This window comes from Paenibacillus sp. FSL R7-269, assembly GCF_000517865.1.
Lineage (GTDB): Bacteria > Bacillota > Bacilli > Paenibacillales > Paenibacillaceae > Paenibacillus_AQ.
Genome location: NZ_ASPS01000025.1, coordinates 98,522 through 116,797, shown reverse-complemented (window position 1 = coordinate 116,797; position 18,276 = coordinate 98,522). Strand labels below are relative to the sequence as shown.

14 protein-coding genes and 1 pseudogene are annotated in these 18,276 nt (G+C 54.4%); 5 read left to right on the top strand and 10 right to left on the bottom strand.

Annotated elements, in window-relative coordinates:
- Positions 1 to 4 precede the first annotated feature (4 nt).
- The 5 genes and pseudogenes from C162_RS13060 to C162_RS36895 all read right to left on the bottom strand — a co-directional run.
- Positions 5 to 1,081, bottom strand: coding sequence for a bifunctional 3-deoxy-7-phosphoheptulonate synthase/chorismate mutase (locus tag C162_RS13060; RefSeq protein ID WP_036694897.1), 1,077 nt, complete (start codon positions 1,079 to 1,081; stop codon positions 5 to 7).
- Between the two features lie 486 nt (positions 1,082 to 1,567).
- The gene (locus tag C162_RS13055; protein WP_051493446.1) at positions 1,568 to 3,844 is read right to left on the bottom strand and encodes a PAS domain-containing sensor histidine kinase; all 2,277 of its coding nucleotides are present in this window, start codon (positions 3,842 to 3,844) and stop codon (positions 1,568 to 1,570) included.
- A gap of 210 nt (positions 3,845 to 4,054) precedes the next feature.
- Positions 4,055 to 4,456 (bottom strand): response regulator, encoded by a 402-nt coding sequence (locus C162_RS13050; RefSeq protein WP_036694896.1) that lies wholly within the window; start codon positions 4,454 to 4,456, stop codon positions 4,055 to 4,057.
- Between the two features lie 150 nt (positions 4,457 to 4,606).
- Positions 4,607 to 5,122 carry a Na-translocating system protein MpsC family protein gene (locus tag C162_RS13045; RefSeq protein ID WP_235218423.1) on the bottom strand — a complete coding sequence of 172 codons (516 nt, stop codon included), beginning with the start codon at positions 5,120 to 5,122 and terminating at the stop codon, positions 4,607 to 4,609.
- Positions 5,123 to 5,191: 69 nt separating this feature from the next.
- A pseudogene (locus tag C162_RS36895) lies at positions 5,192 to 5,281 on the bottom strand (Na-translocating system protein MpsC family protein); the annotation flags it as partial.
- A gap of 344 nt (positions 5,282 to 5,625) precedes the next feature.
- Here C162_RS36895 and C162_RS13040 point away from each other — a divergent pair.
- Positions 5,626 to 6,798: an LLM class flavin-dependent oxidoreductase gene (locus C162_RS13040; protein WP_084648916.1), complete on the top strand. Its 1,173-nt coding sequence runs from the start codon at positions 5,626 to 5,628 to the stop codon at positions 6,796 to 6,798.
- Between the two features lie 710 nt (positions 6,799 to 7,508).
- On the opposite strand, the gene C162_RS13035 is transcribed toward C162_RS13040, so the two are convergent.
- Both C162_RS13035 and C162_RS13030 read right to left on the bottom strand, forming a co-directional pair.
- Positions 7,509 to 7,736: a hypothetical protein gene (locus C162_RS13035; protein ID WP_036694894.1), complete on the bottom strand. Its 228-nt coding sequence runs from the start codon at positions 7,734 to 7,736 to the stop codon at positions 7,509 to 7,511.
- A 4-nt stretch (positions 7,737 to 7,740) separates the two neighbouring features.
- Positions 7,741 to 8,742, bottom strand: coding sequence for a TIR domain-containing protein (locus tag C162_RS13030; RefSeq protein WP_036694893.1), 1,002 nt, complete (start codon positions 8,740 to 8,742; stop codon positions 7,741 to 7,743).
- Positions 8,743 to 8,981: 239 nt separating this feature from the next.
- On the opposite strand from C162_RS13030, the gene C162_RS13025 reads away from it, so the two are divergent.
- Positions 8,982 to 10,154 carry an N-acetylmuramoyl-L-alanine amidase gene (locus tag C162_RS13025; protein ID WP_051493445.1) on the top strand — a complete coding sequence of 391 codons (1,173 nt, stop codon included), beginning with the start codon at positions 8,982 to 8,984 and terminating at the stop codon, positions 10,152 to 10,154.
- Between the two features lie 7 nt (positions 10,155 to 10,161).
- Here C162_RS13025 and C162_RS13020 read toward each other — a convergent pair whose 3' ends face one another.
- The 3 genes from C162_RS13020 to C162_RS13010 form a co-directional block, all read right to left on the bottom strand.
- Complete coding sequence (locus C162_RS13020) at positions 10,162 to 11,166, bottom strand: HD-GYP domain-containing protein (protein WP_036694892.1); 1,005 nt, start codon at positions 11,164 to 11,166, stop codon at positions 10,162 to 10,164.
- Positions 11,167 to 11,272: 106 nt separating this feature from the next.
- Positions 11,273 to 12,853: a response regulator gene (locus C162_RS13015; protein ID WP_036694891.1), complete on the bottom strand. Its 1,581-nt coding sequence runs from the start codon at positions 12,851 to 12,853 to the stop codon at positions 11,273 to 11,275.
- 55 nt (positions 12,854 to 12,908) lie between these two features.
- Positions 12,909 to 14,735: a sensor histidine kinase gene (locus tag C162_RS13010; RefSeq protein ID WP_036694890.1), complete on the bottom strand. Its 1,827-nt coding sequence runs from the start codon at positions 14,733 to 14,735 to the stop codon at positions 12,909 to 12,911.
- A 155-nt stretch (positions 14,736 to 14,890) separates the two neighbouring features.
- On the opposite strand from C162_RS13010, the gene C162_RS13005 reads away from it, so the two are divergent.
- The 3 genes from C162_RS13005 (at position 14,891) to C162_RS12995 (ending at position 18,058) form a co-directional block, all read left to right on the top strand.
- Positions 14,891 to 15,781, top strand: coding sequence for a carbohydrate ABC transporter permease (locus C162_RS13005; protein WP_036694888.1), 891 nt, complete (start codon positions 14,891 to 14,893; stop codon positions 15,779 to 15,781).
- Entirely contained in the window at positions 15,781 to 16,617 is an 837-nt protein-coding gene (locus C162_RS13000; protein ID WP_036694887.1) for a carbohydrate ABC transporter permease, read from the top strand. Before C162_RS13005 ends, C162_RS13000 begins: the two co-directional genes overlap by 1 nt.
- Before the next feature lie 124 nt (positions 16,618 to 16,741).
- On the top strand, positions 16,742 to 18,058 hold the full coding sequence (locus tag C162_RS12995; protein ID WP_036694886.1) for an ABC transporter substrate-binding protein: 1,317 nt from the start codon (positions 16,742 to 16,744) through the stop codon (positions 18,056 to 18,058).
- The last annotated feature ends 218 nt before the right edge of the window (positions 18,059 to 18,276 follow it).

Genomic DNA, 18,276 nt, shown 5'->3' with positions numbered 1-18,276 from the left:
CAGCTTAACGGTATAATCCCGAAGCCTTCACTTCATTGAAGAAGGTGTTGAACTCCTCAATATTAAGCTGCTGCGCCGCATCGGACAAGGCTGTAGCCGGATCAGGATGCACCTCTACCATAATCCCGTCGGCTCCGGCAGCAAGCGCGGCCTTGGCACATGGAATCAGGATATCCTTACGTCCAGTGGAATGGGTGACATCGACCAGCACCGGCAGATGGCATTCCTGCTTAAGAATCGGCACCGCCGAGATATCCAGCGTATTGCGCGTCGACCGCTCATAGGTTCGGATCCCGCGTTCAATCAGCATAATCTCCATATTGCCGCGGGACATAATATATTCTGCCGCATGAACGAATTCATCCAGCGTGGCGGATAGTCCGCGCTTCAGCAGCACCGGCTTATTCACTTCCCCTACCGCCTTAAGCAGCTCGAAGTTGTGCATGTTCCGCGCGCCGACCTGAATGACATCCACATAATCCAGCGCTTCTTCAATATGCCGGGGATCGACAATCTCACTGATCGTCAGCAGCCCGTATTCACTCGCCGCTTCACGCAGAATCCGCAGGCCATCCATGCCCAGTCCCTGGAAATCATAAGGGGAGGTCCGGGGTTTGAAGGCGCCGCCGCGCATAACCTTGATGCCTGCCTTCTGCAGGGCCGCAGCTACCGTACGGGTCTGCAGCTCGCTCTCCACCGAGCAGGGGCCAGCCACCATCAGCGAGGATAATCCGCCTACAGTAACGCCGCCCGGCAGCTCAATAACTGTATCCTCCGCATGATCTTTGCGCGCTACCAGCAGGGTCTTCTTATGCTCCGTACTTTGCAGATCAAGCGAGGCAGAGAAAATCTGCTTGAACAGCGTACGGATGGTTCCATTCGTGAACGGCCCCTTATTGCCTGCCACCATTTTCTCCAGCATCGCCTTCTCCCGTTCAGGATCGAACTTCGGCACGCCCTGCTTCTCTTTGAGTACCCCAATCTCCTGAACGATTCCGGCACGCTCCGAGATCAGCTCCAGCAGCTGACCGTTAATCTCATCCAATCTTGCTCTCAAGTCATCCAATTCCACATTACTCATTCCCAGACACTCCTTTGTGATATTAATAATTAAGGCTATGAACGAACGCAAAAAGGCCCCCCGCCGCAAGGGACGAGGAGCCGTGGTACCACCCTTATTTAGAGCTGAATCCAGCTGACGCATCAGCATATGGCGGAATACCTGAAGATTACCGGCCGTGGATTCATTCTGTCTTACATCCGTTAACGCAGGAAGCGGGCCACCCTACCCATACCTGCTGCAGCAGTGTACTTCAGGGACCGACTCGGAAGTGAACTTCGGCACTAAACGTCTCATGAGGGTGCTCTCAGTCTCCGGCACGCCTTCCCTGTTAAGATCCGCTATGAAGTGCTTACTCTCTTCGTCATTGTCATTACAAGGTATATCAGTGCTCTTATGCACCAGTTTCTGCTATCTTAATCAAAAAGACTTCCAGATGCAAGATAGTTCAGCACTGCATTGCAGCTTTAACTCAGTAATGTGATTATTTTGTGAAGAGCTGACTACTTATTCCTGTTCCGCAAAAAATTTCCCGATTACTTTGTCAATGCTGTCGCTTCTCAGCGGCTTGCTGATATATTCGTCCATCCCTGCTTCGAGGCATAGCTCCCGGTCGCCCTTAAGCGCGTTGGCCGTCACTGCAACAATGACCGGCTGCTGGTCTGCCCGCTGCTCTGCCCTGATGGCAGCTGTAGCCTCCAAGCCGTTCATCCCGGGCATCTGCACATCCATGAAGATCAGATCATAGCCGTGCCGGACCGCCATATCGACTGCCTGCCGCCCGTCCTCGGCCACATCGACAGCGAAGCCGCGCTTCTCCAGGATTTTGCGCAGGACGATCTGATTGATCACATTGTCCTCGGCTACCAGAATATGCAGGGACCGGCCTGCTGATTGTGGCTCCGGCACGTTCCCCTCCGTCCCGTCAGCCGGAAGTGCCTGCGCTTCTGTCCGGAGGACCACGGTGAACACAAAGGTCGCCCCTTGCTCGGCCGCTGTATCCAGATAGATCCCTCCGCCCATCCGCTCGGCCAATTGCTTGCTGATTGCCAGCCCCAGACCGGTGCCTTCTCCCTGGCGGCCCCTGAAATGCTCCAGCTGATAGAACGGCTCGAACAAGCGGCTGCGGGCCTCCTCAGGAATGCCGCTTCCCGTATCTGCCACGGTGAACTGGAGCGTTACTCCTGCCGGGCCATCGGCAATGCGCTTTACGCCTACCTTTACCCCGCCGGTACAGGTGAACTTCACAGCATTGCCGGCCAGATTGAGCAGGATCTGCTTCAGCCGCTCCCTGTCCCCGATCAGCCGCTGCGGCACATCCGGCCCGCTCTCCACGCTAAGGGTCAGCCCTTTGCGCTCCGCCTTGAGCTGAAGCAGCTCCAGCGCGGAATCCATACAGTGCCGGAGAATGAACGGCTCATCTTGGAGTGAGATTTTGCCTGCCTCAATCTTGGACAGATCGAGAATGTCGTTGATGATATTGAGCAGGGATTCGCCGCTCTGGCGGATAATTTCCAGGAACTCCCGCTGCTGCGAACCTGGCTCACTGCTCTCCAGCAGCAGGTCGGTCATCCCGATCACCCCGTTCATCGGGGTACGGATTTCGTGGCTCATCATGGCCAGGAACTCACTTTTGGCGCGGTTCGTATTCTCTGCGGTCTCCTTGGCAATCATCAGCTGCTTCTGCTCGGTAATATCCTTGACGATAATATAAAAGCCTACGGTAGACTGGTTGATAATAATCGGTGCAAGGGTGGTCAGAACCTCCACAGAATGCCCGTCCTTATGCCAGATCAGGTTGATATCCTGTCCCGCGGAGCCGCTCTGCCAGCGGGGACCGATTACATTTTGCAACTGGCGCTCGCCTATTATCCGGCTGACACTCAAGCCCACCATCTCAGCGATCGTATACCCTGTCAGCCGTACCGCCTGTTCATTCCCGTTAATAATATGGCCTTTCAGGTCCAGCGATATGATCGCGTCATGATTATATTTCTTCAGCGAGGTATACCGCTCGACCGACTCCTGAAGCTTCTGCTCCACAATCTTGCGCCGGGTCACATCGCGGCCGACAGCCAGCACCCCGCGCTCCCCGCCATCTTCCACCGTTCTCAGGGAGAACTCAATCCAGATATATTGGCCGTTCGCATGTAAGATCCGCAGCTGGACATCAGGCGAGTCAGCCATCTGCTGCGCACTGATTAAGGCCAGATCCTCAGAGTGAACCAGTCTGCTGTTGTCCTGGCCGATCAGCTCCTCCGGTCTATACCCGAGCACCTCTTCTACTGAAGGGGAGCAATAGCGACAGACTGAACCCGGCGCCGTATAGTAGACAATGTCCCTGATGTTGCCGGCAATCAGCTGGTACAGCCGCTCAGGTGTCCCGGGGAGTGCCTCCGCCGGTGCCGCAAGCGGCCTTCCGGCCAAGTGAACAATATAATACAGCCCTTCTCCCGTCGAAGGTTCGCTTACCCTCGCCACATGCAGCAGCACCGGAACGGCAGAGCCGTCCGCATGGCGCAGCTTGATTTCGGCTTCAAAAAAAGGGGCTGCTCCGCTCCTAAGGCTCCCCATCCTGTAACTATGTATGTGCAAGCTATCTTCATCCCAGAACGCTGTGAAGCTGTGTCCCAGCAACTGTTCTTCGGAATATCCCAGTAAGAGGGTTACCGCCGGATTCACTTTCATCCATTCTTCAGCCATGGAGAGAAAGGCTACTCCGGCAGTTCCTGTCTTAAATGCCTGTTCAAATGGAGAAGACGTCTCCGTATGCTGCCCTAGCATAAGATCCACCGCCCGTTGTGAAGTATTAGATGCAATTCCTTTATATTAAATCTGCAATATAAATATCTTGCATAATCGGGCGAAAGTCAAATCATTATGTCGAATAAAAATTATTCCTTATTCAGCGGATTACAGCAGTTCGTGAACCCGCCGCCAGACAGAGATCTCCCCAGCTCCCCACCTTAATGAATCCCCTGTTGCTATTTCGAACTAAATTTTCTGCAGGTCTTCTCCGTAGAGCAGCCTTTTCACGGTTTCGGTGAACGCTTTAACCTGAAAGGGCTTGGTGATATATTCGGCAAAGCCCTTCTTCCGGGCCTTTTCAATATCCGAGTTTTGTGCAAACGCACTGGTCGCCAGCACCGGAATATGACAAGTTGCCTGATCCTGCTGCAGTATTTCCAGAGCTTCATATCCGTTAAGTCCGGGAAGCCCGATGTCCAGGATGATCAGATCCGGCAGAGCTTCCCGGGCTATTTGCAGTCCAAGCTCTGCCGTTTCAGCCTTCAGCAGCAATACAGAGGGCAGATTTCTTTTGAAAATATGGTGTACTAAGGCCATATTGAGCTGATTATCTTCCACATATAGTACCGTCCACTTGCCTTCCTCCATCCAGTTTATCCTCCTAAAAAGTCTCAGCCCCCTTGCCTGCAGATGGGCAGAAAATAAAAAAACCGAAGAAAGGGACCATTCCCCCTTCTTCGGCTCATGTTCGGCTCATTTGCATGTCCGACTCATTTCCACCTCATATATATTTAGACTTCAGTGAAAAGTATAGGCTATCACGCTGGTATCTTTGTCGAAATCCCAATCCACATAAATATCCGCCAGCTCTTTGCCGAGCATCTGGGCTATCGTGGTGGTATCGTCCAAATACCGCTTTTCCATCTTGCGCTTGGTGGTCTTAAGCGTATTCTCATAGCCGAGGCCAATCAATTCCTTCTCCAAAGGAATCATGATGCCTTCGCGCTTAATAATCAGAATGCGGGGTCCCAGCCACCAGGAGTCCGTATAGACCGGCTCCTTCTGAACCTTCCTGGTTACCTCGTTAATCTGGATATGGACTTCCTCGCGCCCGGCATAATCATCAATCGGTACATCGTCATTCTTGATGAGTGCCACGATCATCCCCGAGGCGTTATGAATGCCCCAATCATAAAAAAGCTCGCCGACCTCAACAGCCATGCTCTCCTTCAGATACGCTGCAAGCTCGGGAAGCAGGGACTTCATCAGAAGCTCCCGTGTATAACGAAACGCCTGTTCTTCTTCCTTATTCAATAAAAACCTCTCCACAGGCCCGATAAAATTACGGATATGCAGGGCTATACATTGCTCCCCGATGGAGGCGTGTATCGATTCAGGACCTTTCCCGAAGCGTTCCCGCAATAGCCTTCCTGTGAAACTGGAAAGTTGGCTAGTAAGTTCTGTAATGCTCATTCAATTTCCTCCAGCATAATATTGTAGTGTCTGTGTGTGTACATCTGGGGAGACGCTCCGCCTGCTGAAGAAACGGTTCGTTCAACTTAGTATAATCTCAACCGTCCGGTTCGTATATATAAAACTTTATGGGATATTTCCCAGACATTCCGATTGCTGAGACAAAAGCTTCTATAATAGAACGCCCAATATTACAAGTTACCACAGGACAAGCTTTGCAAACTTCCACTCATATACTTACAATTAGTAAGTAATTGTGATATACTGGGCTATATCCTTGCACTAACGGACAAGCTTACAAGATAACTGCTACTCAATATTCTGGATTATAAGGGGTCTGTACCATGAACAACCAAGGGAATGCTCATACTAATATTCAAGGGAATACGCAAGCGGATACTCTGGCAAACGCACAAGAGGATGCTCAAGCAAAAGAAGTAAGCCTGCCGGAGTTTGAATTCGGCATTTATACACTGGGCGATATCGTTACCGACTGCCATACAGGGCAGCGGATCAGCCCCGCCCAGCGCCTGCAGGAAGTCATTGCAGCCGCGAAGCTGGCCGATGAAGCCGGGCTGGATGTATTCGGTGTAGGCGAGCATCACCGGCTGGATTTCGTAATCTCATCGGTGCCCGTTGTGCTGGCGGCTATTGCCCAGGTTACACAGCGGATCAAGCTCACCAGCGCTACGACCGTGCTAAGTACCATTGATCCGGTTCGTGTCTTCGAGGATTTCGCCACTCTGGACCTGCTGTCGGGCGGCCGGGCCGAGATCATTGCCGGACGCGGCGCTTTTCTGGAATCCTTCCCGCTGTTCGGCTATGAGCTGGAGGATTACAAGCAGCTGTTCAGCGAGAACCTCGACCTGCTGCTCACACTGAACCAGCATGAGGTTATGAACTGGAAGGGCAAATTCCGCTCTCCGCTGCATAACGCCGAGATTGCTCCGCGTCCGCTCCAGCAGAAGCTGCCGCTCTCGGTCGGCATCGGCGGGTCAGCCGAAAGTGCCGAGAAGGCCGGAACTCTTGGCATCGGCATGGCTATCGCGATCCTGAGCGGCAGCCCGGAGCCCTTCCAGAATCTGGCCGGCACCTACCGCCGCGCCGGGGCAGCCGCCGGCCACCAGCCGGAGGACTTGAAGATCGCCATCACCAGCCATGGCTACATTGCCAAGACCTCTCAGCAGGCACTGGATGACTATTATCCTTATTATTACAGCTACCGTAATAGCATCAGCCCGCGCCCCGGTCAGGAGTACCGGGTCTCCCGCAGTGAATTCGGCCGGTTCACCTCGCCCGACAATACCCTGGCGGTGGGCAGTCCGCAGCAGATTATCGAGAAGATTCTCTATCAACATGAGCTGTTCGGCCATAACCGATTCATGACCCAGCTCGACATCGGCGGCCTCCCTTACCCCAAGGTAGCCGCCGCCATCGAGCTCCTCGCAACCGAGGTCGCCCCGGTGGTGCGCCGCGAGGTTGCGAAGAAGCAGCACGGGATATCGTCCGCGCAATAGTTGTCTATTGCGCTGGATGGGGTTCCGCCTAACTGATAGGCTCATTTAACTAACATCTACTTGAGTCAGGTGCACTTGTGCTCCTCATTCGCTCATTTAGCTAACTTCTACTCAATTCAGGTGCACTTGTGCTCCTGATTTTCTCATTTAGCCAACTTCTACTCAAATCAGGTGCACTTCTGCACCTGAGTTGCTCATTTAGCCAACTTTTCCTTGATTCAGGTGCACTTGTGCTCCTCATTCGCTCATTTAGCTAACTTACCCTCCCCCGTCCAGCCCACTTTCAGCTCCACCAAAGGGATTTATCCCTTTCATTTACTCATCCGCCCCACTTTCATCGCCATCAAGGGGATTTATCCCTTTCATTTGCTCAGCCAGCCCACTTTCAGCACCATCAAAGGGATTTATTCCTTTCACTCTCCCTCTCCCTCTCCCTTTCACTTTCCCTCTCCCTATCCCCTTCCCCCTTCTAATCCACCCCGCACCAATCGGCCCGCTTCCAGTGGAGCCCACATAGTCACCCTAATTCCTTATATTAGTTTAAATTCCAGACCCGGCAGACGGAGAATGCCACGGATGTGAGTGAGCAGGCTCATCAGGAGAGCGCATAACTTCACATTACCTAAGTAGAGGCCGCCATTCGTTCAATGGACAAAAAAAGCCCCCAGCGATTGCTGGGGACCTGTTCAATAGTATGAATTAGCCAATGTTCAGGCAAATGATGGCTTGTTATTATCCACTTTACCGCTGACCAGCTTCTTGTACTCGTCGTCGCCACCCTCCAGGGATGGTGCCAAATACACGCTTGACGCTGAGGGCGTAAGCTTGGGGCCGGATTTGCGTCTGGAGCGGCCTTTGCCTCCCGCGCTGTTGCCGTCACCGCTTGCAGACCGGCGGACAGTACTGGATACACTAACGGCATTCTTCATATTCTTCATCCTGTTAGTCCCCTCCCACTAAATGATTGACGGTGCGGAACAAATCCCGGTTATAGGCCACGACTGCTGTAATATCCTCTGCCGATAATCCCTGACTTCCCGAGAAGTGCACGGACAGCACATGGTTCTTACCTAAAGGATAGCATAGGATATATACCTCCGCAACTTCCGTACGCTGTAAAAAAGTCCATTCTTTTGCCAAAAAAGCATCCAGCACCCCCGGCTTCACGCCCCCGTCCTCGAACGCGGAGAACGGATACATCTGCCCGCGTCCCACATTGCCGCCGACCTGCTTCAGGCCCGCTTCCGCTTCGGCACGCCACATGGCGGCTCCAATCACCCGGCAATTCTCCGGAGGCAGGAATGAATTGCGGACGGCTTCGCTCAGTGCCTGATATTTCTCGGCTGCCTGAGGCGGGGTTACATTATTATTATATTGCCAAAAGAAGTGAAGGATACTTTCTTTTCGCCTAAGCTCTGCCCGAAGCTGCAACAGCTCTACAGCCGGGTCGTGGTACATCCCCTGTGCCTGAATAATGTCAATGATCTTGCCGCAGCTCACATCCACCGCCGCTGTAACATTCTCATGCTGCCACTCATATTCCAGCGGGGTTAGTCCCGACAAATCCGACAGCAGATGATACTCTTCCACATTCTCACCCGGGATCAGATCACTGCGGGCAGGCACCTGATCCGGCAGCAGGCAGAAGACCCTGCCGCGACGCAGCCTCGACCAGAACAGGCCCATTTCGAACTGCGTGTTGTCCCGGGTCACATAATAATATTTACCCCTAATCCGGGCTACATCATCCGGCGAGAACACAAAGACGGCAAAATCGCTGATATCCAGATTCCGCTCCAGCGCTTCCATGGTGTATTCATTCGGCCGGAAAGCAGCGGCATACCACGGATGAACCTCGGCGGTCCGCTTCAGCTGTTCGTGGATAGCCCTGGCATAGCGGATAGATTCTCTGGAAGAACCAATGAATAATCTAGGTCTGATCACGGCGGCACTCCTTTGTCTGTTTCCCCAATATGTAATAATTATACAGACATTTCCTGCCAACGAATAGGGCTTTAGTCGATATTGGGCAGCCGCAGAAGAAGATAAGAGGAATGTAATCAGTAGCGTTGTTAGCAGTAGTTGAAGTAGGTATTTATCTTCAATTTTAATTTTTCGGTATTCTCCTGCCGATGAAACGGGTAATAGAATGTTATCTCTAGGGGAAATGGGGCTTTATTTGTATGCGACAAAAAATACATACCGCAGTTCTGTCAGCCTGTCTGCTGGCTTCATCCATATTGGCACCTGTCCTGCCGTCTTCTACCGCTTATGCTGCAACTGCTTACACCGCCAAAGTGTACGCCAGCTCCCTGAATGTACGCAGTGAGCCTGCTGCAAGCGCCGCCGTCACAGGCACTCTGGCTGCCGGAGCCACCGTTACCGTCACTGAGGAGCAGCACGGCTGGCTCAAAGTCCGGGCCGGCTCTGTCTCCGGATGGGTAGCCGGTTATTATCTGAAGCGCACCAGCGGAAGCTCGTCCGCCAGCACCTCTTCCAGCTCCACCATCTCCAAGGCATCGGCCAAGGCGGCGGTTAAGACCACCTCGGCCTCCAGCGGAACGGCTGTCGTGACCGCGTCGTCCCTGCGAATCCGCAGCGGTCCGGGAACCGGTTATGAGGTGGTCGGCTCCCTGCAATCCGGCAACAAGGTTACGCTCCTGCTCCGTCAGGGAGAGTGGTCGCGGGTCCGCACCGCCGGAGGAACGGCCGGCTGGGTATCCTCCGGCTATCTGTCAGACGGAACCGTCCACAGCGCAAGTACAGTCAGCTCGAATAGCCAGACTCCGAGTGTCGTACGGAAATCCGGCAGTATCCGGGGCAAGCTGATCATTGTGGACCCCGGCCACGGCGGCACCGATCCCGGCATGCTCGGGACAACCTATGACACGATGGAGAAGGATCTGACGCTCCAGACCTCTCTCTACCTGCGGGATTATCTGACCGCCAAGGGAGCCAGAGTGGAGATGACCCGGACCCGCGGGGATCAGAAGCCTGCGCTCTCTCAGCGGGTGCAGCTCGGACGGCAGCTCGGTGCGGACGCTTTTGTCAGCATTCATTATAATTCATCGCCGAAAAATGTCTCCGGCACGCTGACCTTCTTCTATTCGCAGCAGAATGATCTGCGGCTGGCCCGGGCAGTGGAGACCCGTCTGGGTGAGGGTATTGGCCTGCGCAGCAACGGCCTCTCCTTCGGCGACTACCATATTCTGCGGGAGAATCCGCTGCCGGCCACCCTTGTAGAGCTGGGCTTCCTGTCGAACCCTTACGACGAAGCGATTGTACGCAAGGCGGCTTATCAGCGGAAGGCGGCTCAGGCTGTTGCCGAGGGAGTGGCCGATTATTTTAACAAATAGATAAGAATCAGATGCTGATCTCCCGGATGTTAAGCTCCGTTCTTTTGCTGAGATCAATATATTCATCCCCGATGCGGATTAGCGGAGTCTCGATATCATGCGGGTTCAGATAGACAATCTCACCGACCCGGCCATCGGTTAAGACTACATCACGCCCCACGGACCGCTTCACGACATTCTCCAGAAAAACGGTTACAATATGCGGGTCCAGCGCGCCGAAGCTGCCTCTTCTCATCTGATCCACAATCATATGGAACGGCATCGGCTCATGATACGGGCGCTTGCTGGACATCGCATGAAAAATATCCGCCACGGCCACAATTTTACTGTAAGGATCGATCTGCTCGTCCGTCAGCCCCAGCGGATACCCCTTGCCGTCATTTCGCTCATGATGCTGAAGCGCCACCAGGGCAATGCGTGAATTGGCTCCGGTGGTTTCTTTGAGGATCTCGTAGCCGTAGACCGTGTGCTTCTTCACTTGGGTGAATTCCTCGTCCGTCAGCTTGCCGGGCTTATTCAGCAGCTCTGAGGGAATCTTCAGCTTGCCGATGTCATGCAGGGTTGCAGCCATGGAGAGCACGGACAGCTCCGCCTCACTCATCTCCAGCCACCTGCCGATCAGGGTAGACAGTACTGCAACACCGATATTGTGCTGATATGTATAATCATCCTTGCCCTGCACTGAATGGAATAAGGCGAAGATATCCGGGTTGCGCGAGATCTCCTGAATGACCGGAAGAACATCCTTGCGGATATCCGCCAGCGGGATTTTGCGGGAGATTCTATAGGATTCGAATAATTCCTTGGACAGGTCCACTGTACTGTTAACCATCTTCTGATAGGGGGGCGCCTGGTCAGCCTCATCTGCAAAAAGAATGTCGAACCTGTCGATTTTTTGTTTGCGGATAAGCTCCAGATGCTCGGCATTCAGCCTGCTCCCCGCCGGAATTACAGTCACTCCATAGGCATTAATCAGGTCATTCTTAATCGTTCTTCCCAGATCATTGTCCATTCTATCCAGCCCTCCCCTATAACCGCAGCTATGTATTTATTGCCCATATAGCTATTATCGGTTGCAGGCCGGGAAATGCTGACAGGCAGTCGTGAACCTTACATACTCAGGCTTCTTCCTCCTGCTTGCGGTATTCTCTTGGCGTGATGCCGGCGGTTTTTTTGAAGACACGGCTGAAGTACTTCTCATCCTCATAGCCCACCAGCTCCGCGATCTGCGACAGCCGCAGATTCGTATTCTGGAGCAGCGTCTTCGCCTTCTCCACCCGGAGGCCGGTCAGATAATCCGACAGATTCTCTCCGGTGATCTGCTTGAACTTGCGCGACACATTCTCTCTGCTGATGAAAAAGCGTTCCGCAATATGCTGCAGCGTCATCTCCTGCGCATAGTTCTGGTCCAGGTACTCCCTGATCTCCTGGACGAGCCGGCTGTCCGGGGCCTGCGGGCTGCCCTTGGATAAGCGGTGCAGCAGCGATTTCAGCCGGCACTGCCAGTTCTCCACCGAGAACAGCCCTTCGGCGTCATAACAGCGCTCCAGGCTGAGCTCCTCCTCCGGCCGCCAGCGCTTCAGAACGTCCAGAATCTCCGTCTCCTGATGCAGCAGAACGTGCTCCGTGAGCAGCGGCAGCCCGGCCAGATGTCCGGCCCACTCCTCTGCCACCCGCTCCATCCGCTCCAGATCGCCGGACAAGACGGCGATTCTAAGCTTATCCAGCCGTTCCTCCAGGCCGTAGTCGTTTGCAGGTCTACTTCCGTCCCCGTGCGCTCTGAAGGGATGGATTCGCCCGTCCCGCTGCAATAGATTCCGCTCCTCAAGCGCCTGACCTGCCTGTTCAAAAGCAGACCGCAGCCCTTCCGGCAACGGGTTCAGCGGACTAAGCCCGATATCCAGCTGAACGCCGAACGCCTGGCGGATGGCTTCATTCATCCGGTTAAGCATCTCCTCCGCCTGCGCTACAGCGCTCCACAGCAGAACTACAAGCTCGCCTCCGCCCTGCCAGTTGCGGAAGGCATAGCCGCTCTGGTCTGCGGCCATCACTTCATTGCAGACATTAGCCAGCACGAAGGCCGTCAAGGCCACATCCCCGCGGAATCTCCGCAGCAGATGGCAGTCTGCAGCTTGCAACGGGATTACGGCGATTCTGCACTCCTGCGCCCCAATCGGCATCCCCAGCTCTTCACAGAGGGCCAGCTTCAGCTCATGGAACGAGGCCTGTCCGCTCACCAGATCGGACAGCATCTTGTCCCAGTAGAGCGGACGCAGCGCGTTGAGCTGCATGTTCTGGCGCTGGCGCCGCTTCCGTTCCGCCTCTTCCTCCATCCACAGCTTGAAGGCATGCTCCGCAGAGGCAATCAGCTGCTTGCTGTTCAGCGGCTTCAGCAGATAATCCGTACCGCCGTATACGATGGCCGGCTTGACGTAATTGAAATCCTGATACCCGCTGATGACAATCGTCTTCGTGTGCGGATAATGCCGGTGCAGCCATTCCAGCAGCTCCGCCCCGTCCATCAGCGGCATCCGCATATCCGTGAACACGACAGCCGGCTGATGCTCCTGCATGATCCGTGTCGCCTCCTGCCCGTTGGTCGCCTCATAGATCCCGGAGATGTTATAGCTGTCCCACGGAACAAAATATCGGATGGCCTCCCGCACATGCTTCTCATCATCTACAATCAGCACCTTCATCTCAGCCGCTCCTTCAAGGATAGTCTCTGTTCTCTATTCGCAAAAGCCGCCGGAATTAACCGTCTATCTCCTCCAGCGGAATAATCAGCGTAACGGTAAGCCCCTGGCCGTCTTCATTATTCTTAAGCTGCATTTCCGCTGCGCTGCCGAACTGGAGCCGCAGACGGGCCAGCACATTGTACAGGCCGATCTCCTCCTGGTCCGGCTGGCTGCTGCCTCTGAGACAGGCCGTAATCTCCTCCAGCCGCTCCGGGCTCATGCCCCGGCCGTTATCCTTCACGGCAAGCACCAGTCTGGCCGCCCCCTCCAGCCTGCACTCTATCTGAATCAGCCCCCCGCTTATGCCGTCAGCGAAGGCATGCTTGAAGATATTCTCCACAATCGGCTGCAGGATCATCTTCGGCAGGATCAGCTCCAGAGCCTCCGGCCCCGCCTGAATCTCCAGCCGCAGATTCTCTTCGCCGAACCGCTCCGTCTGGAGAATCATATAGTTCTGCACATGCTCAATCTCATCCCGCAGCGGCACCTGGGTCCGCTCGGTATTCATCGAATAACGCATCATGCTGCCCAGGGAATAGATGAGATCATACACCTTCGGCGCATTATAGCGCAAGGACAGGCTGGCGATGGACTGCAGCGCATTGTAGAGAAAATGCGGGTTCACCTGGGCCTGGAGCGCCTTCAGCTGATTCGTTTTGTTCGCCAGCTCCAGCCGGTATTCCTTGACGATCAGCTCATTGATCGTGCGGGTCATGCCGGTGATCTTGCGGGTGAGCAGCCCGAACTCGTCCTCCCGCTCGGCATCCATATGCGCATCCAGCTGGCCGGTCTGCACCTTCTGCGTGAAGTGAATCAGCTTCTTGATCGGACGGGTGAAGCCGATGGAGATCAGCACGGCACTGATGCCCCCGATCAGGAGGAACAGCAGTCCGATACCCATGTTGAACCGGGTAATCACCCTTGCGTCTGTGTAGAGATCCTCATAGGGCACCAGCTTGATAATGCTTCCGCTGAACAAAGGGGCCTTGATCTGCTTGAACATTACAATCCCCTGGAAGCCGTCCTTCTTCCAGGTGAAATGCCCGCTGTCCTGCTCTGCGGGGAGACGGCTCCAGCCCGCTGCCACCGGCTTCCCGATCCAGTCCGGATCGGAGGCGAACAGCGCCTCGCCTTGCTCATTCAGCACATACAGGCGTTCTGTGTCCGAAGTGTACATCGACTCCACAATCCCCTCCAGCTCCCCCAGCGTATAATCGATCGACAAATCTGCCAGTACACTGTCACTAGGGGTCCGGTAAATGGGAAAATGGGCCGTAAAGACCGGCACGCTCCCCGGCTTCAGATTGGGGAAACCGGACTTCACTCCGTATTGATGATCCATATGCGTCACTTCGAGATACGGGCGGTAAGTCCCTCCAGCTTGCCCCTTGGCGGCATAGTCTGCATTATCCTCACGGCGGAAAAATCCCTTAAGCAGCAGATTGGACTGCCTGGCGGCCCTCACATACAGATGAATCTGATACGTATTGCGGTCGGAGAGAAACAGATTGTACAGCTGGGTAGAGATGATCGCCCGGGTGTCTGGCAGTATGGTGCCGGGCGGGGCCTGGGCGGGGCTTTTGGCGGTAAGCAGAGTGGTGTAGAAGGAGCTGGGAACATTGATCCCGCTGTAGAGCGACATCGCCTGCTGGTTCATGCCGCTGAAATAACTCCGGAGATTCGCCTCCCCCAGCGTCAGCAGCTTCGTATTCTGCTTCACGGACTGGTCCGTAACCGACTGCCTCGTATAGAGATAAGAGAAGGTCACAGAGATGCCTGACGGGATCACTGACGCCAGCAGCACTAAGGCCATCAGCCGTGTCCGGATGCTGTTCTTGAACATGGGGGAACCTCCTACAAGTTGTGTGAGCCGTATATCCTGCAATATAATCCACTTTTTCCGGCATGAAATGAAGTGTTGGCAGTGGCCCGGGCTTTCTATAATCAAGCTGTGAACCCGTAGATATCTTACCCAAACTTACCCAAAGGAGAGTCCATATGAGAAAAACTCTAGGTATGCAGCGAGGCTGGGGACAGCAAATCGTATTTCTCGGCCCCTGTCTGCTCTTTTTCCTGACCATTGTAGTCACCCCGTTCTTCCTTGGCTTCTACTACTCCTCCACCGACTGGAACGGGCTGGATCTGGACAAAGCGGTCTGGACCGGCGCGGCCAACTGGAAACGGATTTTCATGAATGACGATAAGTTCTGGGAGTCCCTGGTCTTCACCCTGCGCTTCACCGTGATCTCAGTTGTGGCTGCCAACGTGCTTGCGCTGCTGCTGGCCTTCATTCTAATGACGACGCTGAAGACGAAGAAGCTGCTCCGTACCGTCTTTTTCATGCCCAATGTGATCGGCGGCATTCTGCTCGGCTACATCTGGCAGTTCATCTTCACCAAGGGCTTCGCTACAATCGGCGAGCTGACGGGGCTTTCGTTCTTCCAGCTGCCCTGGCTGGGCACGCCAAGCACCGGGTTCTGGGGTCTGGTCATCGTGTTCGTCTGGCAGACGGCCGGTTATATGATGGTCATCTATATCGCCGGGCTGGCCGGGATTCCGAAGGATCTCATTGAAGCTGCCCGCATAGACGGTGCCCGCGCTCCCCAATTGTTCAAGAGCGTCTACATCCCGCTGATTATGCCGGCGATTACCATCTGCCTGTTCCTGACGACCTCCAATGCCTTCAAAATGTTCGACCTCAACCTGTCGCTGACCAAAGGCGGGCCGGGCACCTCGACCCAGTCGCTGGCCTATAACATTTATGCGGAGGCATTGATCAACAACCGGTATGGCCTGGGTACAGCCAAAGCACTGCTCTTCTTCGCCGCCGTCTCCCTGATCACCGTTACCCAGGTCTGGCTTACCAAACGAAAAGAGGTGTCCGCTTAATGAACAGCAGCCGCTACCGCCCGGGCAACTTCATCCTCGAAATTGCCGCCATTCTGCTGGCTATTGTCTTCCTGTCACCGTTCTATCTGGTCCTGAGCAACTCGGTTAAGGGACTGAAGGACATCCTGATCGATGCCGCTTCCTGGCCGCAGGTGTTCCACTGGAGTAACTATTCCAAGGTCTGGGATGCCATTAACTTCCCGCAGGCCTTCTTCAACTCTCTGACAATTACGATTCTAAGTGTAATCTTCATCGTCCTGTTCAGCTCGATGGCCGCTTACCAGATTGTGCGCAAGCCGACACGCTTCAATTCCTTCGTGTTCCTGCTGCTGGTCTCGGCGATGATCATTCCGTTCCAGTCACTCATGCTGCAGTTGGTCCGGGTGACGAGCCTGCTTGCGCTGCGCGGCGAGCTGTACGGCATTGTGGCCTGTTACCTCGGCTTCGGGATGCCGCTGTCGGTCTTCCTGTTCCACGGGTTCATCAAAACGGTGCCTCTTGAGCTGGAGGAAGCCGCGCGGGTGGACGGCTCGAATCCGTACGGCGTGTTCTTCCGGATCGTCTTCCCGCTGCTGCTGCCGATTATTGTAACCGTCATTATCCTGAATACACTATGGATCTGGAATGACTATCTGCTGCCTGTCCTGGTGATCGGCGGGAATAAGGATCTGACGACCCTGCCCGTAGCTGTGACCAAGTTCTTCGGACAGTACACCAAGAAGTGGGATCTGGCCCTTGCCGGTCTCGTTATGGCGATCACGCCTATCCTCTTGTTCTTCCTGTCGCTCCAGCGTTATATTGTGGAAGGCGTGACGGCAGGCTCCATTAAGGGATGATCTTAGGATCGGCTTTCCTTTGCAGCAATAATATCCACTTTTTCGAGCAACATATGAAGTGTAAGTCATCTATCAATTCCATTACGCTCTAAGAGCAGGAACCACAGACCAGGGAGGTTATTCTATGAAAAGAAAGTTCGCGTTCATCATGGCAACCGTTTGCACCCTCATTATCGCAGGTTGCGGGAACAGCGGCAATACGAATTCCGCAGGCAATGGAAGCGCTACGAATGCTCCTAACGCGTCAACCGAATCGGCAGCACCGGAAGCCGGCAAAGCGCCTGCCAAGGATGTTACGATTAAAATGTTCCAGTTCAAGGTGGAAATTGCCGAGCAACTGAATGCACTCGCCGAAGAATACGAGAAGGAGACAGGCGTGAAGGTGGAGGTCGAAACGCACGGAGGCGGTGAGGATTACGGTGCACTGCTGAAGGCGGAGATCGCTTCCGGCTCTGAGCCTGAGATTTTCAATAACGGCGGGTATACAGCCCTTGTTCCTTATATGGACCGTGCCACTGACCTGAGCAATGAGCCTTGGGCCGCCCAGCTGATCCCGACCGCCAAGACACCGGCAACCGTAGACGGCAAGCTCTATGGCATGCCTATGAATGTTGAAGGCTACGGGCTGATCTACAACAAGGATCTGTTCGCCAAAGCCGGCATTACAGAAGAGCCTAAGACACTTCCCCAGCTCAAGGACGCCGTAGCCAAGCTGAAGACCGCTGGCATCACACCGTTTGAAGCCACCAATGAGTGGTGGTCCATGGGGATTCACCTCGTTAACGTAGGAATGGCGCACCAGCCTGATCCGAAGCAGTTCATTGACGATGTGAAGGCAGGCAAACAGACCATCAAGGGCAACGCCGTCTTCAAGCAATGGCTGGATCTCGTAGATGTGATCATAGGCAATGCCCAGGACAACAAGATGACTACCGATTATGCGACTCAGGTGGCTGAATTCGCCTCCGGTAAAGCTGCCATGATGCTGCAAGGGAACTGGACACAAGGCGATATCGACAAAATCGATCCGGCCCTGAACCTGGGCCTCCTCCCGCTCCCGATTAACGGCGAAGAAGGCACCATCCTGGTGGGCGTGCCTAACAACTATATCGTGAACAGCAAATCCGCACATCCGGAGGAAGCCAAGGCCTTCCTGAACTGGATGGTCAGCTCGGAAACGGGTCAGAAGTATCTGACCAAGGAATTCAAGTTCATCCCGGCGGAAGCGAACATCACTGCAGACGCCGCTGATATCGGCCAGGTCGCCGTTGCCGTGCAGGAGAAATCCGGGAACGCGCTGGGCTGGAACTGGGATATGTTCCCTGACGGCGTCACCCAGGGCTTCGGCGCAGCCATGCAGGAATACCTTGGCGGCCAGCTGAACCATGACCAGCTGCTGGAGAAGCTGGACAAAGCGGTACAGGATATTGTGAAGCAATAGCAGCAGGCTGATCCTTTAACAGAAAAGAGGTGTCTTCAGAAGCCGGCAAACGGCAAATGAGACACCTCTTTTTTTTGTTTATGCGTATAATTTACGGCGACTCTTAGGAGCACGCTCCGCAAACGGAACGTTGTTCCAATCGCTCTTGTATCCAGATTTTTATCATTCCCCTAATCGGTGAAAATCCGGATACAAAGGCGACCGCTCCGCTTCTCCAC